Genomic DNA, 15,806 nt, shown 5'->3' with positions numbered 1-15,806 from the left:
TTAAGGCCAACGCCGCCCAGCGGCCCCCAAAATCGTTCCTTCAGAACAGACTCGCCTGCCCCGAAATCAGCGTCTCAAACTCCTCACGCAGAAACGGCAAAATAGCATCAGCCACCGGCTGCAACTGCCGGCTCAAATAGAACCCATAATCGATCGGCGAGCTAAGCGTCTCCAGCGGCTCAGGGCCCACCGTCGTCATCACATAGCTGATCCAGCCGCCATTCTGATACTGCAACGGACGGCCTTTCGCGCGATTAAATTCATCAGCGACACGCGCCGCACGCACATGAGGCGGCACATTACGCCGATAATCACTGAGCGGCCGACGCAGCCGCTTCCTGAACACGAGCTGCTCATCGAACCCGCCGCTCAGCGTGCGCTTCACATAGTCGCGCACATAATCGGCATACGGTTCGCGCTTGAAGACGCGCCGATACAACTCGCGCTGGAATTGCTGAGCGAGCGGCGTCCAGTCGGTGCGCACGGTCTCCAGCCCCTTGAACACCACCTCCTCGCCGCCGTCCTTGGTGCGCGCAAGCCCTGCATAGCGCTTCTTGCTGCCCTCTTCCGCGCCGCGCACGGTGGGCATGAGAAAACGCGAATAATGGCGCTCGAACTGCAATTCCAGTGCACTCTCGAGACCATAGCGTTCACGCAACTCGGCCTTCCACCACCGGTTGACGTGCTCGACCAGCGCCCGGCCCGTGCGCGTGGCCTCCTCTTCCGTATGCGCGCGCTTGAGCCACACAAAGGTGGAGTCGGTGTCGCCATAGATGACGTCGTACCCCTGCGCCTCGATGAGCTCGCGCGTCTTGCGCATGATCTCGTGGCCGCGCATCGTGATCGACGAAGCAAGGCGCGGATCGAAGAACCGGCAGCCCGTCGAACCAAGCACGCCGTAAAACGCATTCATGATGATCTTCAGCGCCTGCGAAAGCGGCGCGTTCTTCTGGCGCTTCGCATTTTCGCGGCCCTCCCACACCTGGCGCACGATCTCGGGCAGGCAGTGCATCGCGCGCGAAAAGCGCGCGCCCAGAAAGCCAGGCACGGAGTGCTCGTCATCGGGCTCGCGCAGGCCTTCGATCAGCCCCACGGGATCGATCAGAAACGTGCGGATGATCGAGGGATACAGACTCTTGTAGTCGAGCACGAGCACCGAGTCGTAGAGGCCCGGCCGCGAATCCATCACGAAGCCGCCCGGACTGTTTTCACCGACCACGTCGCCGAGATTCGGCGCCACGTAGCCGAGCCGGTGCATACGCGGCAGATAGAGATGCGTGAACGCCGCGACCGAGCCGCCGCTGCGGTCGGCGGGCAGTCCCGTGACCGAGGCGCGTTCGAGCAGGAACGCAATCAGCTCGGTTTTCTCGAAGATGCGCGTGACCAGTTCGCAGTCCTTGAGGTTGTAGCGGGCCAGCGCGGGCTTGTCTTCGTCGAAGCGGCGCTGGATCTCGTCCATGCGCTGATACGGATTGTCGATGGCCTTGCCCGCGCCCAGCAGCGCTTGCGCGACCGATTCGAGGCTGAACGACGCAAAGCTCCAGGTGGCCGAGCGCAGCGCCTCGATGCCGTCGATGATGAGCCGTCCCGCCGCGCCCGCGAAGAAGTGGTTCTGGTTGACGCTATGCTCGCGCCAGTCCATCACGGCGCCGCCGCGTCCGAGGCGCAGCGGCACGCCATATTGCTGCGAATGCGCGTGCAGCACGCGCAAATCGAACTGCACGAGATTCCAGCCGATGATGGCGTCGGGATCGTGCAGCGCCATCCATTCGTTCAGGCGCGTGAGCATCTGCGCACGGCTCTCGCAGTACTCGAAGTCGAAATCGAGTCCGCTTGCGTCGCCGTTTTCGGGCGCGAGCATGAAGACCTGGCGCTGCCCGCAGCCTTCGAGCGCGATCGAATAGAGCTCGCCCTGCGCGCTCGTTTCGATGTCCAGCGAGACGAGCCTGAGCGTCGGGCGATAGTCGGCGGCGGGCTTGAGTTCCGCGTCGAGCAGCAGGCCGCTCGCGTCCGGCCTGCCGCGAAACAGCACGGGCGCTGTGATGAAGCGCTCCATCATGTAGCGCTCGGGCGGCTGGATATCCGCTTCGTAGACGTCCACGCCCGCTTTCGCCAGGCGCTTCGCCGTGCCGGTGAGCTGGCGGTATTGCGGCGCATAGAGGCCCAGCACGGGCCGCTGGCTAAAGTCCTTGAGATCGAGGGGGCGCAGCTCGGCGCCCTTGTTGCTCTCGAGCGCGCCGAGTGCCGTCTCGCGTTGCGCGGCCGGCACGAAAGCGACGGACGTTTGCGCGCGCAGGCGCAGTTGCCTGGGGCCATCGGGCGTCGCCAGCCAGAATTCGACTTCGGTATGGTGAGGCGTGTCGCGCCAATGTCGCGTCAGAATGAAGCCCGGCTCTAAGCCGGGTTGAAGCTCGGTCACTGTGCGTACCCGCAGGCCTGATGTGTCTGCCGAAATTGTAACGCCACTCGTCGGCGGGACTGTGCGGGTTGAGGCGCGGTTGGGTGTGATTCGACGCGCGTAATGCGTGACCAAATGGAAAGGCCGGCGCTTCGTGTCAAGCGCCGGCCCCGGTTGCCGCGCGGACTCCTCGTCGGACTTCAGGCCGAGTCCGGGCAGCACCTGCGTGCCTTCCACGCCAACCGCATGCCGCAGGTTCGGATCGAGCTTGAGCGCGCGCAGGATGGTGGGCGCGACCTGCCTGGTCTGAGCGCGCTCACGAACCTCGCGGCCACCGTCAGGCACCCCGGCACACCAGACGACGAGGCCGAGGTGGCTGTCGTCGGGCGCGTTGCCGCCATGCTCGTCATCCTTCGTCTTGCTCGACGTGTAGATCATGCCCGGGTTCGGCTGCGCGATGATATCGGGCGGCGAGCAGCGCGAGATTCGGGCAGCTATTGCCGCCGATGCAGCGCGCGACGTCCTGTTCGTGCAAGCCGTCGAAGCTGATGAGCAAGACGTGCTGAACGCCCCTTGCCTTGCTCTCCTGTGCGGATGCGATTGCACTACCCATCGCGAGTGCGATTGCGCTGAGCGCCACCAGAACCGCCGACCACCTCCATGCCGTTTTCATCGTTCACCTCATTTGCTTGTGGGGGAAATCGCGCGAAATGAAGTGGGCATTTGAAGGCTTTTTGCGTCGGAGCGCTGAATAATGACTTGCAATTACATTTTATTACGCGCAGCGCGCATTACGCGCACGGCGTCCATACGGATGCGCGCGCAACGGATACGGGCTCGCGTGGCGCGACCGTTTGCAAACGAGCCTGACGACGAGTACGGGTTGGTGTCATCGAGTCGCACAAGGCGCGTTCGAAAGGCCGATTGCGCGGGTTAAGCGAAAATAGCGCCGGGACACGAGAAAGAACACGCGAAAGACCATCGGGAGACGCAATGCAATTCAAACGATTCGCGCGAGCGATACGGGGCGCAACGGCGCTGGCGATGACGATTGCTCTGGCGGCACTGGGCGCACCGGGCGCGTACGCGCAGCAAACACAATCCACGCCTCTGGGCCGGACGATCGCGATGCAAGGCACCGCCAACGGCGTTCCGGCGTGCATCAGCTGTCATGGCGCGAACGGCGAGGGCAACGCGGCGGCGGGCTTCCCGCGGCTTGCAGGCCTGGGCGCGGGTTACTTCGAAGCGCAACTCGCCGCGTTCGCCGACGGCAGCCGCGAAAACAGCGTGATGCAGCCGCTCGCGAAGAATATGTCGGCCAATGAGCGCAACGCTGTGGCGCAGTACTTCAGCAGCCTGAGCGCACCGCAGGGCATCCGCACGCAAGATCCCTCCGACGCCGCGCCCTCCGATAGCGGCGCCTGGCTCGCTATGCGCGGCCGCTGGCAGCAGGAGCTGCCCGCCTGCGTGCAATGTCATGGGCCGGGCGGCGTGGGTGTCGGCACTGCATTCCCGCCGCTGGCCGGTCAGCCCGCGGCCTATATCGAGGCGCAGCTCGATGCGTGGAAGAACGGCAAGCGGCCGCCCGGCCCGCTGGCGCTGATGCCGGCCGTTGCGAGCAAGCTGAACGACGCCGATATGCACGCTATAGCGCTGTATTACGCGCAACAGCCGCAGGCCGAAGCGAATGGCGCGGTCGCCGCATCGCAACCCCAGGCGGCCACGGGCGAGCACGCCGCGTCATTTCAGCCACCTCCCGAAAGCGCGATGCCGGACGGCGACTTCGGCAAATCAGTGAAGCTCGGCGAGCAGATCTTCCGGCATACCGGCCAGTACGCAGGGAAATTCGTAGGCAATTCGCTGAGCTGCGCGAATTGCCATATCGACGCGGGACGCAAGGCCGATTCGGGCCCGCTATGGGCCGCCTTTGTTTCGTATCCCGCCTATCGCAGCAAGAACGGGCACGTGAATACATTTGCGGAACGGTTGCAGGGCTGCTTCAACTACAGCATGAATGGCAAGGCGCCGCCGCTCGGCGATCCGGTGCTGGTCGCGCTGGAAAGCTACTCGTACTGGCTGGCCACGGGTGCGCCGGTGGGCGGCAAAGTGGCTGGCCGCGGCTATCCGAAGTTGCCTGCGCCCGCGCAGAAAGCGGATTACGCACGCGGCGCCGCGGTTTATGCACAGCATTGCGCGTTGTGTCACGGCGCGGATGGCCAGGGCAAGAACGGCAATGGCCAGACGGTGTTCCCGCCGCTATGGGGCGCGCGCTCGTTCAACTGGGGCGCGGGCATGCATGAGATCCAGAACGCCGCCGGATTCATCAAGGCGAATATGCCGCTGGGTCTGGGCGGCACGTTGACGGATCAGCAAGCGTGGGATGTCGCGACGTTCATGGACAGCCACGAGCGGCCGCAGGACCCGCGCTTCACGGGCTCGGTCGCGCAGACGCGCGCGAAGTATCACGACACGCCGAACTCGCTGTATGGCACGGTGGTGAACGGCCATCTGCTTGGCAGTCCATGAAGTATTCGGGTGGCGGGCGGGGACACGACCTGCCCGCCGCGGCGGTGGCGCGTCGCCGGCTCACAGGCTGAATGGCCGGAAATCGGGCGGCGATATCTCATGGACGCGCCGCAATGATTGGCGCATGGCGCCGGTGGAAATGCGCGCAGCAAAACCTCGAATAGCGATTTCACTTTAACCGGCTGGCGATCGCCCGAGAAATATTAATATTCATATTTTCGAAGCCAATGCGCCGTTCCGATTTATGTACGCGCTGTATTTAAAAGGCATATATCAAGCGCCGTAAATGCGCACGCTCGTACGCAATTCAATCAGGCGAATAGTCCCTATGCTGCCGGCGGGATTGCGTCGGGGTCGAATCAGATGCAGTCTCGCATCTTGCCAATTCACGACTTCTGGGCGGCGCAGCCCCGTGGGGCGGGCGTTGCGCCGGTGTGCGATTGGCGCACGCATCTTGTTGTGTTGCTGCCTGCTTCTGGTGATTGCGCTTACAAATGCAAGAAATGAACCGGGGCGCATGGATCCCAGGGTTTGTACCTAACCCATCTTCCACAAAATTGTTAAATTCTCCGCTTAGAATTAACTCTCTAATTTCACTGCCACGGCAATGTCCGCATTTCGAACATTGCTGATCGTCGTGTTTCAGGGCCGTGTTGGGTGGTGGCCCTCAATTCAATCTGTTTCGCATCACTAACCATGAGGCATAGCCGATGACCGAGCCCGTGACGTTTTCCGCCCCCGATCGTCTCCGCGCACACTATGAATCCAGCGTCGCGGTATTTTTTGCCCTGGCCAAGCCAGCGTTCGAGAGCTTCGAAGCCACGATTGCGCTCAACATGCAGACGGCCCGCGCGGCCATTGCCGACAACGAAGCCGCGCTGAAAAGCACGCTTCAAATCAGCAATCCGGTGGAGCTTTTCACGCAGCAGCTGAACGCATCGCAGCAGGCTGCTTCGAAGGCCATGTCGTACGGCCGCCAGCTCTTCGATATCGCGGCCCATGCCCATTCCGAATGGACCGAGGTGGCACAGGCGCAAACCGAGCGGCAAGAGCAGTGCGTCAAGGCATTGGCCGAGCGTTTCTCGCAAAGCGCGCCCGCCGGCTCGGAGCCGTTTGTCGCCGCAATGAACACGACGTTTGCGGCTTTCGGCAACGCTGCCGATTCCGTGCGCACGATGACGCGTCAAGCCATCGAGGCTGCACAAGGCCGGCTCGATACGGTTGCCGCCGCAACGCAGCGTGCCGCGCAAACGAGGCAGGCCGCGAACTGATCGCTACGGCGCTCACGCTTCAGGGCGCGGCGCGTCTGCCTGTCCGATTCGACGGATATCGACGGATCCCGGCGCATAGCGCCTGCAGCGCGCCGCCCACCCAATTCCTCGCTTTCAATTCATACCCATTCGTCGCGCAAAAAAAATTTGCGCGCATTCTCTGATTTGTCATCTTCGTGTGACAGGACGCAGTTACGCTCATTGCGAAGTTGCTGTGGCGCCGCTGCGGTTCCCGTCGCGTCTTACCGCGCGGGCATCGTGAGTATTTTTAACGCAGGAGTGGAAATTGACTGACATTGTGATCGTTTCGGCCGCACGTACCGCGGTCGGCAAATTCGGCGGAACGCTTGCGAAGATTGCGGCACCCGATCTGGGCGCGCTGGTCATCAAGGCCGCGCTGGAGCGCGCGGGCGTGAAGCCCGAGCAGGTGAGCGACGTGATCATGGGTCAGGTGCTGACCGCGGGTTCGGGTCAGAACGTCGCCCGTCAGGCGTCGCTCAAGGCGGGGCTGCCCACAGCGGTGCCCGCGATGACGATCAACAAGGTCTGCGGCTCGGGCCTGAAGGCCGTGATGCTCGCGGCCAACGCGATCCTTGCGGGCGATTCGGAGATCGTCGTGGCCGGCGGCCAGGAGAACATGAGCGCGGCGCCGCACGTGCTGCCGGGCTCGCGCGACGGCTTCCGCATGGGCGATGCGAAGCTGATCGACAGCATGATCGTCGACGGCCTGTGGGACGTCTATAACCAGTACCACATGGGCGTGACCGCGGAGAACGTGGCGAAGGAATACGGCATCACGCGCGAAGAACAGGACGCGTTCGCGGCGCTCTCGCAGAACAAGGCGGAAGCCGCGCAGAAGGCGGGCCGCTTCGACGCGGAAATCGTGCCGGTGGAGATTCCGCAGCGCAAGGGCGAGCCGCTCCTCTTCAACACCGACGAGTTCGTGCGCCACGGCGTGACCGCTGAGTCGCTTGCTGGCCTGAAACCTGCTTTCTCGAAGGAAGGCACGGTGACGGCGGCGAACGCCTCGGGCCTGAACGACGGCGCGGCGGCGGTGCTGGTGATGTCGGGCAAGAAGGCCGAGGCGCTGGGCCTCACGCCGCTCGCGCGCATCAAGGCTTATGCAACTGGCGGCGTGGACCCGAAGGTGATGGGCATGGGCCCGGTGCCGGCGTCGAAGCGCTGCCTCGAGCGTGCAGGCTGGTCGGTGGACGACCTCGATCTGATGGAGATCAACGAGGCATTCGCGGCGCAGGCGCTGGCCGTGAACAAGCAGATGGGCTGGGACACGTCGAAGATCAACGTGAACGGCGGGGCGATTGCAATCGGTCACCCGATTGGTGCATCGGGTTGCCGCATTCTGGTGACGCTGCTGCATGAAATGCACCGCCGCGACGCGAAGCGCGGTCTGGCTTCGCTGTGCATCGGCGGCGGCATGGGCGTGGCGCTGGCGCTCGAGCGCGCCTGAATTCAGCCAGTCAAGGCTGACCAGGCAGTACTAAGGTAATGCGGTTCGCCCGCGAGGCACGAAACGTGCGTTAGCGGGCGGGCCGAACAAATTTCGCGCAAGATAAGACGGACACTATAAGCCGCGCGATCTTGCCCGAGCGGCCTTCGCCTCGCGTGCGAGGATGCCGGGCGACGCAAGAGTGGCGCTCCAATTACGGCGTGCCACACGATTCATTGAAATTTTATCTCGCGGATAAATAGCATGACTAAGCGTATTGCATTGGTAACGGGTGGTATGGGCGGTCTCGGTGAGGCAATCAGCGTACGGCTGTACGACGCAGGCTATAAGGTCGTCGTCACGCACTCGCCGGACAACGCAGGCGCAAAGGACTGGCTGGCCAGAATGAAGGAGACGGGCCGCGAATTCCACGCATACTCCATCGACGTCGCCGACTACGATTCGTGCCAGCGCGGCTCGCAGAAGATCAAGAATGAAATCGGCCCCGTCGACATTCTGATCAACAATGCCGGCATCACGCGCGACATGACCTTCAAGAAGATGGACAAGGTCAATTGGGATGCGGTCCTGCGCACGAACCTGGACTCCATCTTCAACATCGCGAAGCCGCTGTGCGACAGCATGGTCGAGCTCGGCTGGGGCCGCATCATCAATATTTCGTCGGTGAATGGCTCCAAGGGCGCCGTGGGCCAGACGAACTATGCGGCGGCGAAGGCCGGCATGCACGGCTTCACGAAATCGCTCGCGCTGGAAGTCGCCCGTAAGGGTGTGACGGTGAACACGATTTCGCCGGGCTATCTCGCGACGAAGATGGTTACCGCCATTCCGCAGGAGATTCTCGATACGAAGATCATCCCGCAGATCCCGATGGGCCGCCTCGGCAATCCGGAAGAAGTCGCCGCGCTCGTGCTGTTCCTGTGCTCGGACGACGCCAGCTTCGTGACCGGCGCGAACATCCCCATCAACGGCGGTCAGCACATGCAGTAATGTGCGGCAGCGAGGGCCTGTCATGAGACTGAACAGGCCCTCGCTTTGCTTCGCTGCAACCGGCGCCGGCCCTCATGGCCGGCGTCGTTCGTTGCGTGCGCCACGCGGCGGTCTATGCCGCCCGGCGCTCCAGACTGAACGAAATCAGCAGCACGCCTATCCCTAGCGCGGCGAGAATCGCGCCCACCCAGCCCGTAGCGACCCAGCCGAATCCGGCGGCAATCACGAGCCCGCCCAACCATGCGCCCACCGCGTTGGCGATATTGAACGCGCTGTGATTGAGCGCCGCCGCCAGCGACTGCGCATCGCCCGCCACGTCCATCAGGCGCGACTGGAACGCCGGCGTGCACGCCGACCCCGCCCCCACGCAAAAGAGCATCGCCAGCATCGCCCAGAGGTGTGGCGCGGCCACCACGAACACGAGCAATACCGCCGCCGTGAATGCGTACATGCCGAGCATGGTCCGCTTGAGCCAGCGGTCCGCGAGCCATCCACAGGCGGTGTTGCCGGCAATCATCCCGAGCCCGATCAGCGCCAATGCCCAGGGCACGTGATAACTGGCGATTTGCGTTACTTGGGTGAGCGTGGACGCCACATAGCTATAGACGGAAAAGATCCCGCCAAAGCCGACCGCCGAAGCGAGCAGCGTCAACAGCACCTGAGGGCGGCCGAGCGCGCCGAGCTCGGTGAGCGGACTCGCCTTGCCCGACATCGGCAGGCGCGGCACCGACCAGGCGATCATGCCCGCCGTGATCAGCGCAATGACGGCGACTGCCGCAAAGCAGGCTTGCCAGCCCAGTGCCTGGCCGAGCCACGTGGCCGCCGGCACGCCTATGACGTTGGCAACGCTCAAGCCCAGCATCACCTTGCCGATCGCGGCGCCGCGCTTGTGCGGCGGCACGAGCGCCGCTGCAGCGAGCGCCGCAAGCCCGAAATAGGCGCCATGCGGCAGCCCTGCGATAAAGCGGCTCGCGAGCGCAAACGGATAGCTGTGGAAGATCGCCGTCGCGCCATTGCCAATGGCGTAAAGCAGCATCAGGACGATCAGCAGCGCGCGCCTGGGCATTCTCGCGAGCGCAACCGTGATGAGCGGCGCGCCGACGACAACGCCGGCCGCATAGGCGCTGATCATGTGTCCCGCTTGCGGAATCGAGACGTGGAGGTCGCCGGCCATCTCCGGCAGGATGCCCATGGCCGCGAATTCCGCCGTGCCGATGGCGAAGCCGCCGAGCGCGAGGGACAGCTCGGCAAGCGCGAGTCCGTGCGGCGGCTCGACGAGGGGCGCCGTGGCAGCAGCGTCGCGCGACGCTGCGTCGTGTGCGCGGCTAGCAGGGCGAATGGGAGATTCGACGGGTGCACTCATGTCTATCGTTCGGAAAACTGGGCCGCGAATTACGCGGCGTGCTGGATGTTATCGGTAACAGGCTGCGCACATTCATCGTTCGCCGCACCTGAATCACGCGTATTGCGAGGCGTGGCTCGCGGCGCATCATTGATGCGCGTGCGCGCACGTGAGGCCGTTCGGGTCAGGAAAGGGGCAAGCCGGTCTTTAAAGCAGCGCCCTGACCGCACGCATGGCGTGCAAGGTTCGGAAAAGATCCGCACGGTGAGCCGCATGTCGAGCAAACCGGCGGCGGTATTGGGGGAATGCGCCGGAATCGAAACACGGATGGCGCGCTCGATGCCGGACTGCCAGGATGCGCATTTTAGATGATCTGACGTATTTGCGCCGGGCGCACCGCAAAAGATGGTTCGACCTCGTGCTTCTCGATCCCGCTGCCAACGCACAATAGCCCGATCGGGACGATCGCGCGATCGCAATTGCCCACGACGCGCGCCGTTCTTGAAATGACGTGTAATTTTTCGCACGCACGAAAGCCAATCGTTTGCTCTTGCAATTGGCTAAAAGCACCGCATGTCATTCGGTGAACCTGGATTGCCTCGCGGCAAGCGCGGCTTTTTCAAAGTCCGTATCGTGAATCTCAAATGTGCCGCGTGCGGACCGGGTTCCGGCAATCGCCTCGATTCGTGTCATCGAATGAAAGGATTCGGAAGAATTCGGCTTCGAAATCGTCGCGATTGATCTGCGAATGCGCACGCTAATAGCAGCCAATTTGCATGTATTGCCGATTTGCGTACATAATTGTGTGTGCCATGACGGCATTGCCTAAATGGGCCAAGCCAAACTTCGACATGCAAACGAAGTTTAAACGGTTGCTTGGGGGTGAATTCCTGACAGGGAGAAAGAGTATGGTTACGTTGGACGCGATCACCCAAAAGATCGCAAAGCTGCAGAAACAGGCGGAAGCGATTGCCGAAAAGCAATCGTCCATCGGGCTCGCAAAAATTCGCGATCTGATGCACAAGCACGGTTTGAACCTTGCTGATATCGAGAGCTTCGTCGGGAAAAGGCGTGGCCGCAAGCCGGGCGCCAAGGCCGCAAATGGCGCAGCGAAAGCGCTGCATCCCAATGCGCATCCGGTCGCGCCGAAATACGCCGATCCGAAAACCGGCGCAACCTGGACCGGGCGCGGACGTGCGCCGGCCTGGATTCGCGACGTCAAGGATCGTTCGAAATTCCTGATCGAGGCAGGCGCGGCGCCCAAGGCTGCATCGGCTAAAGCCGCCGGCGCGAAGAAGACCGCGGCTGCGAAAAAGGCCGGCGCAAAAACCGCCAGCTCAAAAAAGACCACGGCTGGCCGTGCCGCCACGCCCGTAGCGGCCAAGCGCGGTCGCAAGAAAGGCGCACCCGTGAAGAAGGCCGCTGCGCCGCGCAAGACGGTAGCACGCAAGGCACGTGCCGCCGCCGCGCCGGCTCCTGCTGCACCGGCACCAGCCGCAGCCTGATAGAAGCGCGCTTGATCCGGCGGCCCGATAAAGCCGCCTGGCCACAGCCGGCGTTGCGCTGATTCCCACGAGGAGCGGCGCAACGCCGGCTATGGTTTCCACTGCAAAGCATTCGCCGTCGACGTTTTTCATCGCGGCCGTTCAAGCATCCTCGCTTTACATTTTTGCAATGGCGGGCCTGATTATTTCAGCCGGCCTTGCTCTCATTTCGAGGTGAGCCAGACGCCGGTAATGATTGCGCCCACGCCCAGGACGCGCGTCATTTCGAGTGGGCGTGCGATGGCGCCAAGCCAGCCGAAGTGATCGAGCATGACCGAGACGGCGAATTGCGTGGCCACGATGATGGTAAATGCCGTCGTCAGCCCGAGCCGCGAAGCGGTATAGCCGATCGATCCTGCAATGACGAGGCCGAGTGCACCCGCCGAAAGCGCATACCATGGCACCTCGGCCCACGCCTTGAGGCTCCCGCCTTGAGCCGCGGCCAGCAACACGATCGCCAGCACGGCGCCACTGATGTAATTCACGAAAATGCCGCCGGTCGTGCCAATGCTCTTTGCCATGATCCCCATGAATTGCCCTTGCAGGGCGACCGCGCAGCCACCGAGCGCCGCGATGGCGCCAAGTCCAATTACGTTGTTTGCCATAATTCCTCCGCTCTAAATCTCGCGTTGTGGTTCAAATACTGCCCGTAACAGTATCGATCTGCGCGGATCGAACGTGAAACGGTATATTTTCACGCGTGCCTTCAAAGGAATTCACAGCAAGGAGACGTGAAGTGCTGTCTATCGAGTCGCTCCAGCTCATCGAGCTGATCGCGCGAACCGGCAGCTTTACCGCTGCAGCCAGGGCGCTGCATCGCGTGCCCTCGGCCGTGAGTTACGCGGTGCGGAATATCGAAGAGGAACTGGGCGTCGTGTTGTTCCGGCGCTTGCATCGCAACGTGGTGCCCACCGAGGCCGGGCAGCATTTCGTGAACGAAGCGCGGGGCGTGCTGAACAAAATAGAGGAAATTCGCCGTGAAACGCTGCGCGTGGCCAATGGCTGGCAGCCGAGCCTTTCCATTGCGTTAGACAATATCGTGTCGAGTCATCGCATCAATGCGTTGATGGCCGATTTTTACCGGCACTTCGACAATGTGGAGCTGATCGTGCGCATCGAGGTGTTCAACGGCGTGTGGGAGGCGCTCGCCACCGGGCGCGCCGACATTGCGATCGGGGCGACGACGGCGGTTCCCGTTGGCGGCGAATTCTGCTTTCGCGACATGGGGGCGATCGAGTGGGCGTTTCTCGTGAGTCCGAATCATCCGCTCGCCGCTGCCCAGTCGCCGCTGTCCAATGAGGTGCTCGCCACGTTTCCGGCGATTTGTCTGGAAGATACCTCGCGTGAAATTCCACGCCGCGACACCTGGCTGCTGCCCAACCAGCGGCGGCTCGTGGTGCCGGACTGGCAGCGCGCCATCAACTGCTTCGTGGAGGGGCTCGGCATCGGCTATATGCCCGTGCATCTCGCGCGGCCCTTCGTCGAGTCCGGTCGCCTGATCGAGAAGCCGATTGCGCATCCCAAGACGCCTAGCCCATGCTGCGTTGCATGGTACGGCCAGAAAACGCCCCCCGTGCTGCGCTGGGTGCTCGATTATCTGGGCGAGACCGAAAAGCTGCACGCCGAGTGGATTTCCTGAATGCAGGCGGTGCGCCGCTCGAGTGGCGCACCGCCTGGCATCAGAACGTATACGTGAGTTTTCCGAATGCCGTCCGGCCCAGCGTGTTGTAGCCGTAGGCGGTCATGTATTGCCGGTTGAACAGATTCGATAGCGACGCGGACAGCATCAGGTGCGTATTCACCTTGTACGAGGCTCGCAGGCTCACCGTTGTATACGACGGTAAATAGAGCGTATTGAACTGATCGTCATAGGTCGAGCCGCCGTAGAGCAGCGAGACGCCGGTGCTCAACGCATGGAGATTGAATTCGTCCCACGTGTGGTCGACGCTGAGGCTCACGGTCTGCCGCGGGCGGCGGTTCAGCCAGGTCTGGTCGGTCACGTCCTGCGGATTGAGAATGCCGACCGCGAGACTCACGGGCGTGGACTTGCCGAGCGTGCCCTTGTACGAGAGGTCGATCCCCTGAATGTGCGCCCGCCCGACGTTCACCGGCAGAAAGGTCTGTGAATCGTAGGTAATCAGGTCGTGCACGCGGGTGTCGTATATCGCCGCCGTGAAGGTGCCGAACGACGTGTTGGCGTCGAGCGCCGCCTCTACGCTGTCGCTGCGCTCGGGCAGGAGATTGGGGTTCGCGTAGCCGGGGTAGTAGAGGTCGTTGAACGTCGGCAGGCGGAATGCGTTGCCGTACGAAACGCGCGCCGTGTAGACCGGCGTGATCGCCCACGAGAGCGCGGCGTTGCCGGTATTGACGCTCTGCCCCTGGACGATCTCGTGGCGCCCGGCGAGGAACAGCGTCACGTCGCCAAGCGTGGCCGACTGGTGCAGCGAGACGGCGGAGTCGTTGCGTGCGGGCAGGCCGCTCGGGACATCGACGGGCAGAAATGCCAGCTCGCGCGAGAAGTCGTAGGCGAGCTTGGTTTCGCCCGAAAGCGGCAGGCCGAACAGCGTGTGCCTGGTCTCCTGATGCGTGATCGAGGTCGAGGTGGAAAAGCGCGTCGAGTTGAATTCGTCAGTCGGTATCGTGGGATCGTTCGAGTAGATGAATTGCCGATCGGTCGCGTAACCCACGGACTGGTCGAATTGCGTAAACGGCGTGATGTCGAGGTGGAACGCGACGCCGGTCGTCAATTGATAATCGGCCTGCCGGTCGTTGCCGCCCGCATTGTCATAGGAAAGGTCGGAGCGGTGATACAGCGCGAACGTCGAAATCGACCAGTTGTCGCGCGCGTAGCCGAGCCGCCCATCCACGTCCTGCGCGTGATACGGATTGCGGCCGTCCTCGTGGCCGTAGGCCCAGGGCTGTGTCGCGTCGATGCCCGCCGTGTTGTAGTCGTGTAGCCCGAGCGAGTACGTGAGGCCGCCGAGCGCCGCGAGTGGTCCCGTCGATGGCACGGTGCCTGAGGTGCGTAGCTGCGTGTCGAAGGTCTTGTTGGACCCGCCGCCGAACGAAGCCGTCGTCTGATTCGGCAGGTTCGACGCGTGACGCGTGAAAAGCTGCACGACGCCGCCCACGGCGTCCGCGCCGAACGAGGCGGCGGCCGGGCCCGAGATCACCTCGACGCGGTCGAACGCCTCAGTCGGCAGGTCGGCCCACTCGGCCTCGCCGGTCGTGACGGAGCCCACGCGGATGCCGTCGATGAAGACCGCGACCTGATTGCCCGCCGAGCCGCGAATGCTCACCGACGCCACCGAGCCCGGACCGCCGCTCTGCGAGACGGTCACGCCCGGCAGCGTCGCGAGCGCCTGCGTGATGCTCGGGTCGGCAGGCGAGAGGCGGTCGAGGTCCTCGCGTGTGAGCACCTGGGTGCTCGCGTAGCGCTGGTCGAACGATTGCGGCAGATGCTGCGTGTCGCCCACCACGAGAATGTTCGGCAGCGTGGTGCCGGTGTCGTCTGTGGAAGCGGCCGAAGCGCTGGAAGCTTCGGCGGGCGATAGCGGCGCCGCTGGCGCGGCGTCGGCGGCGTACGCGCCGTGCCATGCGCATGCAGCGAAGGCGCAGGCGGCCGCGAGTGGGCGCAGCGTGGTCCGGCGGACATCTTGGTTGGCAGGGCCGGAAATCGGGCAAATGCCAGCAACGCGGCGGCGGCGGGTTCCCTGTGCGGGAACCGATGCAATCATGGTGGTGGACATGCGACTGATCCTGAGGTCGGGCTGTCCATGCAACGGGCGACCGCATGCGTGCGGTGCTGGCGCTTCGGGACACCCCGCCCCTTGCGGCTGCTTGGACCTCGGTCGATGGCAGGTCTCCTGGCTCGCGGGTCGACGCCCCTTGCCGGCCTTCCCGGTTTCCCAGTGGCACGTTCGGCATGGACTCGCCGCTCACAGTTGCGGGGGCAGCCGCAGACTCGTGGCGCATGTGCGCCCACTGCGTTCCCTTTTGATCCCGTCGCCGGGAACCATCAGGGCGCAAGGGTAATGGCCGTGCCGCGCATGCGTCAACTCATTGCGCATTGGGCGTTGCGAAAATGCTCGTCGAGCCTGCGCGGTCTATTGCACCCCGGAATCGGGCGGTTACTGGCATGCCTTGCATTGCGCCGTCGCTGCGCACTTCGAGCTTGTAGGTGGATGGTGTACGTAACAACACACGATTTGTTGCGAGTTGGTTTATCGCTTTGGGGTTGGTGTGGCTTTTTTTGGCGCGTTGGCCTTAA

At 63.3% G+C, this 15,806-nt stretch carries 11 protein-coding genes, 1 pseudogene and 1 riboswitch; of the genes and pseudogenes, 7 read left to right on the top strand and 5 right to left on the bottom strand.

Annotated features, from left to right (window positions below):
* Window positions 1-40: 40 nt before the first annotated feature.
* Together BO1_RS45690 and BO1_RS45685 are read right to left on the bottom strand one after the other, a co-directional pair.
* On the bottom strand, window positions 41-2,836 hold the full coding sequence (locus BO1_RS45690) for a DNA polymerase II (RefSeq protein WP_245644100.1): 2,796 nt from the start codon (window positions 2,834-2,836) through the stop codon (window positions 41-43).
* The gene (locus tag BO1_RS45685; protein ID WP_043289042.1) at window positions 2,805-3,071 is read right to left on the bottom strand and encodes a hypothetical protein; all 267 of its coding nucleotides are present in this window, start codon (window positions 3,069-3,071) and stop codon (window positions 2,805-2,807) included. Before BO1_RS45685 ends, BO1_RS45690 begins: the two co-directional genes overlap by 32 nt.
* 320 nt (window positions 3,072-3,391) lie before the next feature.
* Here BO1_RS45685 and BO1_RS61930 point away from each other — a divergent pair.
* The 5 genes and pseudogenes from BO1_RS61930 to phbB all read left to right on the top strand — a co-directional run.
* Window positions 3,392-3,745, top strand: a pseudogene (locus BO1_RS61930) (c-type cytochrome); the annotation flags it as partial.
* Window positions 3,746-3,829: 84 nt separating this feature from the next.
* The gene (locus BO1_RS61640) at window positions 3,830-4,924 is read left to right on the top strand and encodes a c-type cytochrome (protein WP_281179254.1); all 1,095 of its coding nucleotides are present in this window, start codon (window positions 3,830-3,832) and stop codon (window positions 4,922-4,924) included.
* Window positions 4,925-5,634: 710 nt separating this feature from the next.
* Entirely contained in the window at window positions 5,635-6,195 is a 561-nt protein-coding gene (gene phaP, locus BO1_RS45675) for a TIGR01841 family phasin (protein WP_084688789.1), read from the top strand.
* A 286-nt stretch (window positions 6,196-6,481) separates the two neighbouring features.
* Window positions 6,482-7,663 (top strand): acetyl-CoA C-acetyltransferase, encoded by a 1,182-nt coding sequence (locus BO1_RS45670; RefSeq protein WP_028223292.1) that lies wholly within the window; start codon window positions 6,482-6,484, stop codon window positions 7,661-7,663.
* A 243-nt stretch (window positions 7,664-7,906) separates the two neighbouring features.
* Window positions 7,907-8,650, top strand: a complete 744-nt coding sequence (gene phbB / locus BO1_RS45665) for an acetoacetyl-CoA reductase (RefSeq protein WP_028223291.1) — start codon at window positions 7,907-7,909, stop codon at window positions 8,648-8,650.
* A 112-nt stretch (window positions 8,651-8,762) separates the two neighbouring features.
* Here phbB and BO1_RS55555 read toward each other — a convergent pair whose 3' ends face one another.
* Window positions 8,763-10,013 carry an MFS transporter gene (locus BO1_RS55555; RefSeq protein WP_084688788.1) on the bottom strand — a complete coding sequence of 417 codons (1,251 nt, stop codon included), beginning with the start codon at window positions 10,011-10,013 and terminating at the stop codon, window positions 8,763-8,765.
* A gap of 791 nt (window positions 10,014-10,804) precedes the next feature.
* On the opposite strand from BO1_RS55555, the gene BO1_RS61840 reads away from it, so the two are divergent.
* Window positions 10,805-11,497: an H-NS histone family protein gene (locus tag BO1_RS61840; protein WP_281179253.1), complete on the top strand. Its 693-nt coding sequence runs from the start codon at window positions 10,805-10,807 to the stop codon at window positions 11,495-11,497.
* A gap of 203 nt (window positions 11,498-11,700) precedes the next feature.
* Here the strand turns inward: BO1_RS61840 and BO1_RS45650 are convergent, their stop codons facing one another.
* Window positions 11,701-12,141, bottom strand: coding sequence for a DMT family transporter (locus BO1_RS45650; protein WP_028223290.1), 441 nt, complete (start codon window positions 12,139-12,141; stop codon window positions 11,701-11,703).
* Window positions 12,142-12,272: 131 nt separating this feature from the next.
* Here BO1_RS45650 and punR point away from each other — a divergent pair, with 131 nt between their 5' ends.
* On the top strand, window positions 12,273-13,175 hold the full coding sequence (gene punR / locus BO1_RS45645; protein WP_028223289.1) for a DNA-binding transcriptional activator PunR: 903 nt from the start codon (window positions 12,273-12,275) through the stop codon (window positions 13,173-13,175).
* Window positions 13,176-13,215: 40 nt separating this feature from the next.
* Here punR and BO1_RS55545 read toward each other — a convergent pair whose 3' ends face one another.
* A complete protein-coding gene (locus tag BO1_RS55545) occupies window positions 13,216-15,285 on the bottom strand; it encodes a TonB-dependent receptor domain-containing protein (RefSeq protein WP_245644098.1) in 2,070 nt (689 codons plus the stop codon).
* Between the two features lie 90 nt (window positions 15,286-15,375).
* A riboswitch (cobalamin riboswitch) is annotated at window positions 15,376-15,571 on the bottom strand.
* Between the last annotated feature and the right edge of the window lie 235 nt (window positions 15,572-15,806).

This window comes from Paraburkholderia oxyphila NBRC 105797, assembly GCF_000685075.1.
GTDB lineage: Bacteria > Pseudomonadota > Gammaproteobacteria > Burkholderiales > Burkholderiaceae > Paraburkholderia > Paraburkholderia oxyphila.
Note: the sequence above shows the minus strand (reverse complement) of the source record. Positions and strands in the feature narration are given on the sequence as shown.

Bases quoted from the DNA above. Each gene is read 5' to 3' on its own strand.
- BO1_RS45690 (WP_245644100.1), bottom strand. From the start codon at position 2,836: ATGATCTACACGTCGAGCAAGACGAAGGATGACGAGCATGGCGGCAAC.
- BO1_RS45685 (WP_043289042.1), bottom strand. From the start codon at position 3,071: ATGAAAACGGCATGGAGGTGGTCGGCGGTTCTGGTGGCGCTCAGCGCA.
- BO1_RS61640 (WP_281179254.1), top strand. From the start codon at position 3,830: ATGCGCGGCCGCTGGCAGCAGGAGCTGCCCGCCTGCGTGCAATGTCAT.
- phaP (WP_084688789.1), top strand. From the start codon at position 5,635: ATGACCGAGCCCGTGACGTTTTCCGCCCCCGATCGTCTCCGCGCACAC.
- phbB (WP_028223291.1), top strand. From the start codon at position 7,907: ATGACTAAGCGTATTGCATTGGTAACGGGTGGTATGGGCGGTCTCGGT.
- BO1_RS55555 (WP_084688788.1), bottom strand. From the start codon at position 10,013: ATGAGTGCACCCGTCGAATCTCCCATTCGCCCTGCTAGCCGCGCACAC.
- BO1_RS61840 (WP_281179253.1), top strand. From the start codon at position 10,805: ATGACGGCATTGCCTAAATGGGCCAAGCCAAACTTCGACATGCAAACG.
- BO1_RS45650 (WP_028223290.1), bottom strand. From the start codon at position 12,141: ATGGCAAACAACGTAATTGGACTTGGCGCCATCGCGGCGCTCGGTGGC.
- BO1_RS55545 (WP_245644098.1), bottom strand. From the start codon at position 15,285: ATGTCCACCACCATGATTGCATCGGTTCCCGCACAGGGAACCCGCCGC.